This is a genomic window from Amycolatopsis sp. 195334CR (genome assembly GCF_017309385.1).
Classification (GTDB): Bacteria; Actinomycetota; Actinomycetes; order Mycobacteriales; family Pseudonocardiaceae; genus Amycolatopsis.
The window spans coordinates 2,810,993-2,823,650 of the sequence record NZ_JAFJMJ010000002.1; the positions used below are offsets into that span (position 1 = coordinate 2,810,993).

Here is a 12,658-nt window from a genome sequence, read left to right on the forward strand (position 1 = left end):
AGATGGCCGTACCGCCGATCGACGAGGTCGAGCTCGGGCAGGTGCTCCGCACGCTGGCCGATCCGCTGCGCCGCGCGGTGATCACCGAACTCGCCGCCGACCCGGCCGACGGCGAGCGCGCGTGCTCCTCGTTCCCCATGCCGGTGACCAAGTCGACGAAGACCCACCACTGGCGGGCCCTGCGCGAAGCCGGCCTCATCACCCAGCGCGACGCGGGCAACGGCACCTTCGTCCGCCTGCGCCGAACCGCCTTCGAGCGGCGGTTCCCCGGGCTGCTCACCACGCTGACCGCCCTCTCCCGCGCCGAGGAAACACGCCGATCCCCAGGCTGACCGGCCGTGTACCGGGAATGTACGGCCGGTGGACCGCCCGCGCGTAGACCGGCACCATGCGGAACGACCTGCGGCTCGGTGCCGCTTCCCTGATCCTGTGCGGTCTTGCCGCCTGCGGCGCGCCCGCCGAACCCGCGGCACCACCGGCCGCACCGCCCCCGCCCCCGCCGCCGCCCACCTCGGAACAGGTGGACTGGCTGAACCGCTTCTGCCAGGCGGCGAAGGTGTTCCTGCTGCCCCCGGAACCGCCGGAGGACCTGCACGACGAGTTCACCGCGATGGACCTCAGCTCCTACCTGAGCACGGTCAGCACCTCGCTGAGCAACATGGAATACCAGGCCACCTCGCTCGCCCCGGAGGCGTTCCCGCGTGGCAAGGAACTGGTCGACGCCTACACCACGGCGGCGAAACCGTTGAGCGACAAGGTCGACGAGTACTCGCGCCAGTACACCGCCGGTGAAGAAGTGTTGCGCGGGTACGTCACCGAGACCACCGAGGCGCTCAAGACGGTGAAGCCACAGGGACTCGACCTCACCGCGTTGGTGGCCGCGGACGGCACCGTCGCGCAGGCGTACGAGCGAGCCGAAAGCTGCCGTCCGGTGCAAGACGAGGGCAAGCCGTCCACCGCGCCCGTCGAACTGCCCGCGGCGAAGGACGGCGAAAACCTGTCCGCCTGCTCGGACGGCCGGTGCGAGGTGCTGGTCACCGCCGGGGACGTGGTGCCCGCGCCGAAACGGTTCGGCTTCGACCTCATCCGGGTGCGCGCCATCTCCGACGGCGTCCTGCAACTGGGCGCCAAGAGCGGCGGCGGTTCGCTGACCTCGCCGCTGGACACCGGCCGCGCCACGGTCATGAACGGGCTCGAACTGAAAGCCGTGGCCGTCGGTGAGGGGAAGGCCGTGGTGAGCCTGGCCCCCGCGTGACGCGGTCACTGACCGGAGGTGTCAGTGGGCCCGGCCTAGCGTGGTGATCATGACTTCCTGACCTTCGCCACTGTGTCCACTATGGACACTGTCGCGGCATCACCCGGTGGTGGTACTGCGGTCACGCGTTCAGCGGCACCCCCGCGCCCGGGTTCTCGGCAAGGTGGGCCGTGGACCGCTGGAACCGACCCCGGGGAGACGTCATGACGGACCTGGTGACCGCCAAGATCAGCCACGGTTTCGACCACCTGGACGTCGACGGCGACGGCCTGCTCACCGAGCACGACCACGTGCTCTACGGCCGGCGCGCGGCCGCCTCGCTCGGGCACGAGCCCGGTTCGCCCGCCGAGCAGAAGATCATCGACGCCTACCTGACGATCTGGCGGGACCTGCACCTGCCGCACATCCCGGACGGCGGCACGTCGATCGCCAAGGAGCAGTTCGTCACCTCGACCCGCGGCCTCGCCGACGACCCCGCCGCCGCGTCGGCGACCGTCGGGGCGCTGGCACAGGCGTTCCTCGCCATCGCCGACACGGACGCCGACGGCGGCGTCGGCCCGGCGGAGTTCGCCGCGTTCCAGCGCGGCCACTTCCCCCACCTGACCGACGCCGACCTCGCCGAGGCGTTCACCCACCTCGACACCGACGGCGACGGGCACCTGTCCGGCGAGGAGTTCACCCGGGCGGTCGTCGAGTACTGGACCAGCGCCGACCCGGACGCCCCCGGCAACTGGTGGATGGGGAAGCCGCGATTCCTCGCCGGGGGCTGACCGTCAGCGAGGGGACACGTCCTTGCCGGGGAACCAGTTCCGCGCGAAGTCGGTGATGCGCCAGCCCGTGACCGCCAGCCGCACGGCGGCGACCGGAGCCTGCAGGAACGGTTCGCACTCGGGCACCTTGGCCAGCAGCCGCTCCCGGACCTCGCGCTCGTCGTCGCCCTCGACGATCTGCGCGGTGGCCTTCCCCTGGAGGAACGGCCGCATCGGCGAAGCGTCTCTCAGCACCACGGCCACCGCCGGGTTCTGCCGGATCGCGGCCAGCGTGCGCCCGCTCCGCTCCAGCACGAGAACGAGGGTGAACGGGTCCAGTTCGGCGAAGTACACCCCGCCCGCCCAGGGACCGTCGGTCCCCGCGGTGGCCAGGGTCATCGACGCGTGCGCGGCCAGTACTTCCGCCACGGCCGCTTCCCGTTCGGTCGCGTGCTGCTCGATGGTGGTCATGTCAGCTCCTCCTGTTCCGGCGACGGCCGGTCTTCCGGCGTCGATCGGCGGGGAGCCAACCACGGTGGCGGGCCGCGAAGCCGCCCGCGGCGGACCGGCACACCGGCAGTGCATCCGTTCGGGTCAAGGGGATCGCCGCATCGCGTGACGGGGCACGCACTCGCGCGGGCTTGACCTTGTCACTGTGACAAGGTCTTGACTCTCCCTCGGAGGTGGTCCCATGAACTCGCCACACACGCGGCTGCTCGAAGCGCTGGCCGCGGGGAACTCGTCGACGCGGCTGAAGGCGGCGCTGGCGATCGGCACGCGTCCCGAGCCCGGTTTCCTCGACCCGCTCGTGGCACGGTGCGCGGTCGAGCCCGACTTCTTCGTGCGCGACATGCTCACGTGGGCGCTGACCCGCCTGCCGCCGGAGCTCACGGTCCCCCGCCTGCGCGCGGAGCTCCGGTCCGGCGGCGGGCAGGCCCGCAGCCAGGCACTGCACACCCTGTCCAAGATCGGGGACGCCGGTGCCTGGCCGGAGATCACGCCGTCGCTGCTGCGCGACCCGGACGACGAGGTCGCGCGCAGCGCCTGGCGTGCCGCCGTCGTTCTCGTGCCCGACGGGGAGAAGGCAGCGCTGGCGGCGGAGCTGGCCACGCAACTCGGCCGCGGTGACCGGGAGGTGCGGCTGAGCCTGAGCCGGGCCCTGGTCGCACTCGGTGAGGTGGTCGAGCCCGTCCTGCGCACGGCGATGTCCCATCAGGACCCGGTGGTGCGTGCGCACGCCGGCGCCACCGAGCGGCTCCTGCGCGACCCGGACGCCGGTTTCGACCTCGCCGTCGACGCGGCGAAACGGGTCAACGCGCTCGGCCCCGACCGGGCGGAGGCCGCCGCGTGCTGATCGGTGAGGTGGCGCGCCGCTCGGGGGTGAGTGCCCGGATGCTCCGGCACTACGACACCCTCGGGCTGGTGCGGCCGACCGGCCGCACCGTCGGTGGCTACCGCGAGTACACCCCCGAGGACGTCCGGCGGATCCTGCACGTGGAGGGCCTGCGGTCACTGGGGTTGTCGCTGCGTCAGATCGCCCGCACGCTCGACGATCCGGGGTTCAGCCCGGCCGCGCTGGTCGGTGACCTCATCCGGAAGACCGAGGAGCGGCTGACCCGGGAGCGCGAGCTGCTCGACCGCCTGCACGCGGTCGACGCGGCCGCGCCCACCGGCTGGGAGGACGTCGCGCGCATCATCGAACTCCTGCACGGGTTGGGTTCACCGCACGCCGCGCGGCGGCAGCAGGCGGTCCTGGCCCCGGCCGAGCCGGTGCCCGCCGAGTTGCTGGCCGAAGCGGTTCTCACCGAAGCCGATCCGAACGTCGCCGGGGCCCTGCGGTGGGCTCTGGCGCGGACCGGTGCCGACGGCGTGGCGAGCCTGGCCTCCGGCATGGCTTCCGAGGACGTCGACATCCGGCGGCGCACGGTGCTGGCGATCGCCGAGCTGCCCGGCGAGGAGGCCACCGCGGCACTCACGGACGCGCTCGGTGACAGCGATCCGGCGATCCGCAGGCAGGCCGCGCTCGCACTCGGCGCGCGCGGCGTGACCGAGGCCGTGCCCACGCTCCTCACCACCGTGGCCGAAGGACCGAACGACGTCGAAGCGGCCGAACTGCTCGGAACGCTGGCGCGAGACGCGGACTGGACGGACCGCATCCTGGACGCGCTGGTCGACCGGCTCGGCGCGCCCGCCGCGGACCCGGCGGCACGGCGGCGGCTGACCCAGGCACTCGGCGAGATGCCAGGCGCCGCCGCACTCCCCGTGCTGCGGCGCCTGGCCCACGACGACGACCGGCCGGTGGCCCTCATCGCCTCGGCGCTGGTGCGGAAGCTCAGCTAGCCGGTGGCACCCGCTCGAACCGGACCTTGTTCAGCCAGCCGGGGAGGTCGCTGAGCACGTACAGCTCACCGTGCACGTCGGTGCCGATCGCGGTGGGCTGGGTCGGGAAGTTGCCGATGACGGCGTTCTCGTAGCCGCCGCCCTGGGGCCGCACGGCGAACACCCGGGTCGAGCAGTAGTCGCTCGCGACGTAGGTGCCCCGTGCCTCCGGGGTCTTGGACCCGCGGTACACCACGCCGCCGGTCACCGAGCAGTTGTCGTTGTAGTGGTCGTATTCGAAGACGGGGTCGGTGTACTTCCCGCCCGGGGTGCACTGCTCCGGGTCGAACACCGGGGTGCCCTCCCGGCAGGACCAGCCGAGGTTGGCCCCGCCCTGCCACGGGCGGATGTGGTTGATCTCCTCGACCAGGCCCTGCCCGACGTCCCCGATCCACAGCGAGCCGTCGACCGGGTCGACGGAGAACCGCCACGGGTTGCGCAGGCCGTAGAGCCAGATCTCGGGGCGGGCGCCCGGGACGCCGACGAACGGGTTGCTGCCGGGAACGCAGTAGGGCTTGGCCCCGCAGGCGCGCTTGACGTCGATCCGGACGATCTTGCCGAGCAGGGTGCCGAGGTTCTGCCCGGCCTTGAACGGGTCGAAGGCGTGGCCGCCGTCGCCGAGGGACCAGTAGAGGTAGCCGTCGCGGCCGAACGCCACCTGGCCGCCGTTGTGGTTGCCGTATTCGGCGTGTTCCTGGGTGAGCAGGACCTGCAGCTTGTCGGGGGCGTGGAGCGGGAGGCGGGCCAGGGTCAGCTCGCCCGCGGGCAGGCTCGTGTAGGCGACGTAGAGCATCCCGGTCCAGGCGAAGTCCGGCGCGGGGGTGATGCCGAGCAGGCCGCGTTCGTTGTCCGACGGGTCGATGCGGGCGGTCAGGTCGAGCACCGGTTCGGGCGCCAGGCCGGTGTCGGGGTGGTAGGCGCGGACGGTGCCGTTCTTCTCGGCGATCAGCATCCGGCCGTCGGGGAGGCCGGTGATCGCGATCGGTCTTTTCAGGCCGAAGGCGACCTGTTCGGTTTTCACGGTCAGCTCGGTGAGCGGGACCGGGGGTGGCGGGGGTGCGCCGCCCGCGGCGAGCGGGGGCAGCAGCAACGCGGACAGGGCCAGCACGAACAGGCCGGCCAGCAGGGTGACCGGGCGACAACGCCGTCGCGACATGGTTGAGCTCCTCGAGCAGGGTGGGGGACGCGATCTGGGAGCGCTCCCAATCCTATCGTGACTCCCTGGCGAGGTCCAACAGTCGCTTGTGGACAGTTGTCAAGGGGCGGGTGGAGGCGGCCGCCACCCCAGTCCGCGAGCAGGCACGGGGGCGGGTGCGTCCGGTACGGCCATCTGCCGCGGTTCGTGAGCCCACAGCCGTCATGCCGGTTCGCCGAGGTCGAGGTCGAAGCCACCGGCCGCGAGGTCGTCCAGGAAGCGGACTGGATCCACGAGTTGCTCGACGTGGTGCGCCCCGGACGGCAGCTCGGGCAGTTCGCGGATGAGCAACGCCGCCATGTGACCCGTGGCGCGGCTTTGCCGCCGTCCCGCGAATGACGCCTGGACCGCGCCGGCGCGCACCACCACGGCGAAACCATCCCCGCCGACGTGCACCGCACCGAGCGCGGAGAGCAGCAGGCGCCGAATCCGCGGGCGGCGCAGCAGCCGCGCGACGGCCGGGCGTCCCGCGAGCGACATCAGCCGGGTGACCAGGCGGGAATCCAGGCACAGCCCGGTACGAACGCCGACTCCGAGGGTCTCGGGCAGCGTGTACTGGTCGGAGAACGGGAAGCGGTGCACCACGCGCTCGCCGTACGGGGCGGGAAACCTCAGGGGCCACGAACCCGCCAGCTGCCCCAGCCCGTCGAACGTCCAGGCGAGCGCCGCGGGCCCGTGCACCTCCCCCGAACCCAGCAGCGCGCCGATCACCAGATCCTCCGACGGCGCGCGTTCGGAACACACGCGTGCCAGCAGATTCGACACGCCGGGAACCAGCCCGACACTGAGCACGACCGTGGCGCCGTGTGCCCTGGCCGCGCCGTCGAGCCGCGCCAACTCGGCGAGCACCGAATGCGAAGCCGTCACGTCCAGGTAGTGGATACCGCGCTCGACACACGCCCTGGCGACGTCGACATTGCCGGTCTCCGCGCACATGAGCACCGCGTCGACGCCGTCCAGCGCCCGGGCGAGACCGGCGGGATCGGTGGCGTCGACCCGCATCGCCGTGGTGCCGGGAACGGGCTGGGCCGCAGCCGGATTCCGCCCGGCGACCACGACTTTCGTACCGGGACGGCTGGTGAGCGCGTGCGCGGCCTCGCGGCCGACCGCACCGTAGCCACCCACGATGAGGACAGTTTTCATAGTGTCACTATAAGAATGTTTCCATAGTGGCGCTATAGTGATCTCGTGAGCGAGAAAACACCACCGGTGAAGGAAGACGGACGGTCGGCACGGGCCAGGGCCACCCGCGCCCGCATCGTCGGCGCGGCCACCGAGCTGTTCACCACGGCGGGCTACACCACCACGAGCGTCACCACGATCGCGGCGAAGGCCGGGGTGAGCGAGCCGACCGTCTACTACTCCTTCGGCACCAAACGAGCCATCCTCACCACCGCGCTGGACCTGGCCATCGCCGGTGACGACGAACCCGTGCCCACCCTCGACCGGCCGTGGGTGCGCGACGCGCTCGCCGACCCCGACCCGCTCGGCCAGCTGCGCCGTCAGGTCGCCGGTGCCGGGGAGATCTACCTGCGCGCCGCGCCGCTGCTGGACGTCGTGCGCAGCGCCGCCGCCACCGACCCCGACCTCGCCGAGGTCTGGACCACCAACATCCAGCAGCGGCTCACCGTCCAGCGCGCCTTCACCGGCGCGCTGGCCCGCAAGACCACCTTGCGCGGCGGCCTGACCGCCGAGACCGCCGCCGACGTCGCGCTCGCGCTGCTCTCGCCGGAGACCTACAACCTGCTGGTCGGCGCACGCGGCTGGCCACACGAGCAGTGGCGGGACTGGGCCGCGGGTGCCCTCGCCGGCCTCCTCTTGGCGGACACCGACGGGTGAAACCCCGAGTTGGCTAAACTTCCCCACACTAGCGACGGTGGTGGAGGCGAGGTGCCGGTCGATCGACCCACGTCGGGCGGCCCGGCCGAGCGCGAGATCGAACGCACCGGGCGGCGGTACGCGGTGCTCGTGCGGACCGTGGTGCTGCTGCTGGCCGCCTCGCTGACGGTGTTCGTCGCCCCCTTCGAACGATCCGCGCCGGTGGTCGCCGTGCTCGCGGTGTGGAGCGCGTTCTACTGGCCGCGCGCGACACGGGTGCTGGCCGCCGACACCGCCGTCATCGCCGCGGTCTGCCTCGGCGCGCGGTGGATCGACCCGGCGGTCCTGGCCCACGACAGCACCAGCTGGGTGGTCGTCGCGGTGTCGATCACCGTGGTGTGCCACCAGTGGTTGTGCGCCCCGGTGCCGGGCGCGGTGCTCACCGTCGTGCTGGTCGCCGCCTACCTGACCGGCACGGCCATCGCGGACCCGGCACGCTGGCCCGACCTGCTCCCGTTGTGCCTGTGGATCCTGGCCGAAGCCGCGTTGTCCCGTGGGCTGCGCGTACTGGTGGTGCGGGCGGGGCGCGCGGTGGACCTCGCCTCGGCGGGAGCTGCCAGCACCCGCCGCGCCACCGAGATCGCCGCGGCCCGGCGGGCCGACGAACGGGAGCACCTGGCCGCCATGCACGACACCGTGGCGGCCACCATGCTGGCCATCGGCACCGGCATGGTCACCGGCCGCGAGCCGTGGCTGGCCGACCGCGCCGCCAGGGACCTGCGTGTGCTCTCCGGTCGGCTCGACGTCCCGGACGGCCGCCTCGACCTGACCGAGCTCGTCGGCGAACTGGCCCGGCAGAGCCGGGTCAGCGTGGACTTCGACTCCCCCGGCCCGGTCCCGGTGCCCGCCGTCCCGGCGATCGCCCTGTGCCGGTCGGCGGGTGAAGCACTGGAGAACGTCGCCCGCCACGCCGGGGTGACCACCGCACGAATCTCGCTGTCCCACACGGACGACGTCGTCCGCCTCGAAGTCGCCGACACCGGCCGGGGCTTCGACCCGGCGGCGGTTCACCCGCACCGCCGCGGCCTGTCGGAGTCCATTGTGGACCGCATGGCGCGGGCGGGCGGGTCCGCCGCGGTGGTCGCGGCGCCCGGCCGGGGCACCCGCGTCCAGCTGGAGTGGCGGGCGCATGGCTGAAGCCACGGTGGCCCGGTTGTTCCGCGTGCTCCGGCTGGCCACCCTGCTGATCACCCTGGTCTTCCTCTTCGCGCTCGACCTGCCGCTACTGCTGGCGAACGCGGACGCCTACCACTCCTTCGCGGCCGAGGTGACGGCGTTCGCGGTGCTCGTGCTCGTCACCGGGTTCGCCGGGGTCCGGCTGTGGGGCGATCGCCCGCTGAGGTGGTGGCGGTGGCCCGCGCTCGCCGCGGTGTTCGGCGCCTCGGCGGCCGCGGTCTTCGCCGTGCCAACGGAATACGTGGGCACGGCGACGGAGTGGTCCAACGGCACGATCGGCTGGTTGTGCCTGTTGCTGCTGGCCGACCGCAGCCTGGTCTCGGTGCTCGCCGCCCTCGCCGCGCACCAGGTGTTCAGCTTCGGCCAGCTCGTGCTCACCGGCGGGGGCGACCGCGCGACACTGGTGGACCTGGCGATGATCACCGTGCTGGTGCTGGGTTGCCAGCTCACCGTCGCGGCGGCGACCGCCGCGGTGCGCCGGATGGCACAGGAGGCCGCGGCGACCGCCGCGCAGGAGGACCGGGTGCGCACCGCCGAGGCGGTGGCGGAACAACTACACCGCGATCGGCGGCTGCGCCTGGCGAACCTCACCACCACCACGGTCCCGCTGCTGGCCGGGCTGGCGGCGGGCGCGCCGGTGGCCGACCGGGTGGCCTACGCGGTCGAAGCCGCCCGGATGCGGCGGCTGTTCGCCGAGAACGACGACGTCGAAGACCCGCTGCTGCACGAACTGCGTGCCTGCGCGGACGTGGCCGAGCGCAAGGGGGTCCGGGTGTTCCTCGGCACCTGGGGTGAGCGGCCCGAACTGCCGGTGGCGATCCGCCGGGCGCTGACCGAGCCGGTGATGGCGTGCCTCGCCACCACCGTCGGGGAGGCCAGGGTGACCCTGCTGGGCGCGGCCGGATCCGTGACGGTCAGCGTGGTCACCGACGCCCCGCCGCCCGAGTCCGTCCGCGCCCCGGCCGAGGTCACCGTCACCCGGCGCGAATCCGGCGGCCGGTACTGGGTGGAAGCCCACTACCGGCCACCGGCCGAATCCCGTGACCACTAAGGACAGAACCTTTGCCCGATTCGTTTTTTGCGGTAGCATTCGCGGCCGCCCCAAGATGAGAGCGACCGTTTCACCCGATCGTGTTATGTGCGCGGCGGACCGTCTCACGATCTGGTCATTTTACCTGAGATTTACCCGGTTTCCGGTTTGTTGATCATGGAGCTGGCAGTGGTCAGCGGGCAAAGTCGCCGATCCGCCGGGCATATCCTGGCTTTCACGCAGAGTTAACTGCGGAGTCGGAGCCGTACTCATTTCGCCTGTTAGCCTTGATCAACGGCGGAAAAAGCAGCGGCACAACCACGGGAAAGGGGGCGAATGGTGCTGGGCACGGTCAAATTCCGGTTGCTGGTACTGGCGGGGCTGCTCGCTCTGCAGTTCCTCGCCCCCGCGCTCGCCCCGGGCACCCCGGCGGCCGCGCTCGACGGCCTCGGCGGCATCGCCGAAGCCGCCGCGCATCCGGAACGAGAGCGGCCCGGACCCGAGCAGGCCGGGTGCGACTCGCCCGATCCCGCCGCTCCCAACGGTCTTCCCCGCGCCCGCGACCGCTACCGCGCCGCGGCCGACCTGACTCCCCAGCCGCTCGCGCGACCCGCGCTGACCTGCACCGCCGCGGCCGAACGCCCGCCAACAGCGGACCTCGCGCTCGCCCGGCCGCCACACCTCGGCGCGTCCGCGGCGCAGTCCGCCGCGGTGCTCCAGGTCTACCTTCGCTGATCCGGTCACCACGACCGATCCCCCGCCACGCCCGTCACCGACGCCGGCGTGGGGGCACGCCGCTGTGCCCTTTTCGCAGTTCCGTTGTCCATCACCGACGCGCCACCGGATGGCGCGCCAGGAGGAAACCCGAAAATGCAGTCGCTGATCGAGCACGCCCGTTCCTTCCGACGGCAGTGTGAAGACCGCGCCGAATTCGCCCGGCTGGCCGAGGGCCAGTCACCGCAGGTCCTGTTCATCACCTGCTCCGATTCCCGGGTCGTCCCGGCCCTGATCACCGGCGCCCGGCCCGGTGAGCTCTTCGAACTGCGCACCGCGGGCAACATCGTGCCGCCGTACGCCTCCGGCCACCCCAGCGGCGAGGTGGCCACCATCGAATACGCGGTCGAGGTGCTCGGGGTGACCGACATCGTCGTCTGCGGCCACTCGCACTGCGGTGCCGTCGGCGCGCTGGTGCGCCAGGAGGACCTGGACGCCGTGCCCGCCGTGCGCGACTGGCTCGTGCACGCCACCCCGCGTCCGGAAGGCACGGTCGAAGACCCGGCCGTCGCCGACGCGGTGCGGAACCACGTCCTGACCCAGGTGCTGCGGCTGCGCTCGTACCCCGGCATCGACCGGCGCCTGAGCGAGGGCGCGGTCCGGCTGCACGGCTGGTTCTACGAGGTGCACACGGGCACCGTGCTGACCCACCACGCCGACTCCGACACCTTCCAGGCGCTGTGAGGACCACTGTGGACGTTCGAACGAAATTCCCCTATCTGCGCCAGGACTTCACCGCCTCCCTGGTGGTGTTCCTGGTCGCCGTGCCGCTGTGCGTCGGGGTCGCCGTCGCCTCCGGCGTCCCGGCCGAACTCGGCCTGATCACCGGCATCGTCGGCGGGCTCGTCACCGGCTTCCTGCGCGGCAGCAGCCTGCAGGTCTCCGGGCCGGCCGCCGGGCTCACCGTGCTGGTCTTCGAAGCCGTCCAGGAATTCGGCGTGCCCGCGCTCGGGGTGATCGTGCTGGCCGCCGGGCTGCTCCAGCTCGCCATGGGCGCGCTGAAGCTGGGCCGCTGGTTCCGGGCCATCTCGGTGTCGGTGGTCGAGGGCATGCTGGCGGGCATCGGGCTCGTGCTGATCGCGGGCCAGCTCTACACCGTTGCCGGGCTGACCGCCCCCGCCTCCGGGCTCGGCAAGCTGGCCGGGCTTCCCGGCGCGGTCACCGAGGTCATCGGGAACACCACCGCGCTCGCCTCGATCGCACTGGGCGCCGGGACCATCGCCGTGCTGGTGCTGTGGAAGTGGATGCCGAAGCGGGTGCGCACCGTGCCGGGCCCGCTCGCCGCGATCGGGCTGGCGGCGGCCGTCTCGGCGGTGTTCGGCCTGCCGGTCGCCACCGTCCAGGTGCAGGGCCTGCTCGATTCCATCCAGCTGCCCGATCTGGCCGCCTTCGGTGAACTGGCGAGCCTCAGCCTGCTCGGCACCATCCTGGCGTTCACGCTGATCGCCTCGGCCGAAAGCCTGTTCAGCGCGGCCGCGGTGGACCGGCTGCACGACGGCCCGCGCACCGAGTACGACAAGGAACTGATGGCGCAGGGCACCGGCAACACCGTGTGCGGGCTGCTCGGCGCGCTGCCGATGACCGCGGTCATCGTGCGCAGTTCGGCGAACGTCCAGGCCGGGGCGAAAACGAAGGCCTCCCGGGTCCTGCACGGGGTGTGGCTGCTGCTGTTCGCCGCGCTGCTGCCCGGCACGCTGGCGCTCATCCCGCTGCCCGCGCTCGCCGGGCTGCTCGTCCACGCGGGCTGGAAGCTCATCCCGCTGCGTTCGATCGCCACGCTGTGGCGCGAACACCGCGGCGAGGCGCTGATCCTGGTGGTCACCGCGCTGTCGATCGTCGCGGTGAACATGTTCGAAGGCGTGCTGATCGGGCTGGCGCTGTCGGTGATCAAAACGGCTTGGGAGGCCTCGCACATCAAGCTGGAGGTGGTCGACAAGGGCGCCGGTCCGGTGCAGGCGCACCTGTCGGGCAACGCGACCTTCCTGCGCCTGCCCAAGATCCTCGACGACCTGGAGGCGCTTCCCCGCGACCGCCCGATCGAGCTGGACCTGTCCGGCCTGCACCACCTCGACCACGCCTGCCGCACCGCGCTGGAGAACTGGGCGGCCCGGCACAGCGCCGGTCCCGACCCGGTGAAGGTCACCGAACCGGTCGCCGCGGGCGCCCCGGCCGGGTGACGAACGCGGGCTGGGCGGCGCCGATGGCACCGCCCAGCCCGCGCG

14 protein-coding genes are annotated in these 12,658 nt (G+C 72.4%); 11 read left to right on the forward strand and 3 right to left on the reverse strand.

Translation table 11 applies throughout. The features are described 5' to 3' along the window. Positions 1–2 precede the first annotated feature (2 nt). The 3 genes from JYK18_RS35915 (at position 3) to JYK18_RS35925 (ending at position 2,025) form a co-directional block, all read left to right on the forward strand. A complete protein-coding gene (locus tag JYK18_RS35915; RefSeq protein ID WP_242583812.1) occupies positions 3–332 on the forward strand; it encodes a helix-turn-helix transcriptional regulator in 330 nt (109 codons plus the stop codon). A 56-nt stretch (positions 333–388) separates the two neighbouring features. After that, positions 389–1,255, forward strand: coding sequence for a hypothetical protein (locus JYK18_RS35920; RefSeq protein ID WP_206807854.1), 867 nt, complete (start codon positions 389–391; stop codon positions 1,253–1,255). A gap of 203 nt (positions 1,256–1,458) precedes the next feature. After that, positions 1,459–2,025 carry an EF-hand domain-containing protein gene (locus tag JYK18_RS35925; protein ID WP_206807855.1) on the forward strand — a complete coding sequence of 189 codons (567 nt, stop codon included), beginning with the start codon at positions 1,459–1,461 and terminating at the stop codon, positions 2,023–2,025. A gap of 3 nt (positions 2,026–2,028) precedes the next feature. Here JYK18_RS35925 and JYK18_RS35930 read toward each other — a convergent pair whose 3' ends face one another. Continuing rightward, on the reverse strand, positions 2,029–2,475 hold the full coding sequence (locus JYK18_RS35930; RefSeq protein WP_206807856.1) for a pyridoxamine 5'-phosphate oxidase family protein: 447 nt from the start codon (positions 2,473–2,475) through the stop codon (positions 2,029–2,031). A gap of 220 nt (positions 2,476–2,695) precedes the next feature. Between JYK18_RS35930 and JYK18_RS35935 the strand changes: the two genes are divergently transcribed. Both JYK18_RS35935 and JYK18_RS35940 read left to right on the forward strand, forming a co-directional pair. Further along, positions 2,696–3,358: a HEAT repeat domain-containing protein gene (locus JYK18_RS35935; protein ID WP_206807857.1), complete on the forward strand. Its 663-nt coding sequence runs from the start codon at positions 2,696–2,698 to the stop codon at positions 3,356–3,358. Further along, the gene (locus JYK18_RS35940) at positions 3,352–4,344 is read left to right on the forward strand and encodes a MerR family transcriptional regulator (protein WP_206807858.1); all 993 of its coding nucleotides are present in this window, start codon (positions 3,352–3,354) and stop codon (positions 4,342–4,344) included. The genes JYK18_RS35935 and JYK18_RS35940 overlap by 7 nt, the downstream gene beginning before the upstream one ends. Here the strand turns inward: JYK18_RS35940 and JYK18_RS35945 are convergent. Then, positions 4,337–5,539 (reverse strand): sorbosone dehydrogenase family protein, encoded by a 1,203-nt coding sequence (locus JYK18_RS35945; protein WP_206807859.1) that lies wholly within the window; start codon positions 5,537–5,539, stop codon positions 4,337–4,339. The genes JYK18_RS35940 and JYK18_RS35945 overlap by 8 nt on opposite strands. 201 nt (positions 5,540–5,740) lie before the next feature. Next, a complete protein-coding gene (locus tag JYK18_RS35950; protein ID WP_206807860.1) occupies positions 5,741–6,721 on the reverse strand; it encodes a saccharopine dehydrogenase family protein in 981 nt (326 codons plus the stop codon). Between the two features lie 45 nt (positions 6,722–6,766). On the opposite strand from JYK18_RS35950, the gene JYK18_RS35955 reads away from it, so the two are divergent. From JYK18_RS35955 to JYK18_RS35980, 6 genes are all read left to right on the forward strand, one after another. After that, positions 6,767–7,417, forward strand: coding sequence for a TetR/AcrR family transcriptional regulator (locus JYK18_RS35955; protein WP_206807861.1), 651 nt, complete (start codon positions 6,767–6,769; stop codon positions 7,415–7,417). Between the two features lie 51 nt (positions 7,418–7,468). After that, positions 7,469–8,593, forward strand: coding sequence for a sensor histidine kinase (locus tag JYK18_RS35960; protein ID WP_206807862.1), 1,125 nt, complete (start codon positions 7,469–7,471; stop codon positions 8,591–8,593). Further along, positions 8,586–9,683: a hypothetical protein gene (locus tag JYK18_RS35965; protein ID WP_206807863.1), complete on the forward strand. Its 1,098-nt coding sequence runs from the start codon at positions 8,586–8,588 to the stop codon at positions 9,681–9,683. The genes JYK18_RS35960 and JYK18_RS35965 overlap by 8 nt, the downstream gene beginning before the upstream one ends. A gap of 315 nt (positions 9,684–9,998) precedes the next feature. Further along, positions 9,999–10,397: a hypothetical protein gene (locus tag JYK18_RS35970; protein ID WP_206807864.1), complete on the forward strand. Its 399-nt coding sequence runs from the start codon at positions 9,999–10,001 to the stop codon at positions 10,395–10,397. A 135-nt stretch (positions 10,398–10,532) separates the two neighbouring features. Further along, entirely contained in the window at positions 10,533–11,120 is a 588-nt protein-coding gene (locus tag JYK18_RS35975; RefSeq protein WP_206807865.1) for a carbonic anhydrase, read from the forward strand. 8 nt (positions 11,121–11,128) lie between these two features. Continuing rightward, positions 11,129–12,613 (forward strand): SulP family inorganic anion transporter, encoded by a 1,485-nt coding sequence (locus JYK18_RS35980; RefSeq protein WP_206807866.1) that lies wholly within the window; start codon positions 11,129–11,131, stop codon positions 12,611–12,613. Positions 12,614–12,658 lie beyond the last annotated feature (45 nt).

Coding starts and splice junctions, on each gene's coding strand:
- JYK18_RS35920 (WP_206807854.1), top strand. CDS start 389: ATGCGGAACGACCTGCGGCTCGGTGCCGCTTCCCTGATCCTGTGCGGT.
- JYK18_RS35975 (WP_206807865.1), top strand. CDS start 10,533: ATGCAGTCGCTGATCGAGCACGCCCGTTCCTTCCGACGGCAGTGTGAA.
- JYK18_RS35965 (WP_206807863.1), top strand. CDS start 8,586: ATGGCTGAAGCCACGGTGGCCCGGTTGTTCCGCGTGCTCCGGCTGGCC.
- JYK18_RS35935 (WP_206807857.1), top strand. CDS start 2,696: ATGAACTCGCCACACACGCGGCTGCTCGAAGCGCTGGCCGCGGGGAAC.
- JYK18_RS35925 (WP_206807855.1), top strand. CDS start 1,459: ATGACGGACCTGGTGACCGCCAAGATCAGCCACGGTTTCGACCACCTG.
- JYK18_RS35950 (WP_206807860.1), bottom strand. CDS start 6,721: ATGAAAACTGTCCTCATCGTGGGTGGCTACGGTGCGGTCGGCCGCGAG.
- JYK18_RS35970 (WP_206807864.1), top strand. CDS start 9,999: ATGGTGCTGGGCACGGTCAAATTCCGGTTGCTGGTACTGGCGGGGCTG.
- JYK18_RS35930 (WP_206807856.1), bottom strand. CDS start 2,475: ATGACCACCATCGAGCAGCACGCGACCGAACGGGAAGCGGCCGTGGCG.
- JYK18_RS35915 (WP_242583812.1), top strand. CDS start 3: ATGGCCGTACCGCCGATCGACGAGGTCGAGCTCGGGCAGGTGCTCCGC.
- JYK18_RS35945 (WP_206807859.1), bottom strand. CDS start 5,539: ATGTCGCGACGGCGTTGTCGCCCGGTCACCCTGCTGGCCGGCCTGTTC.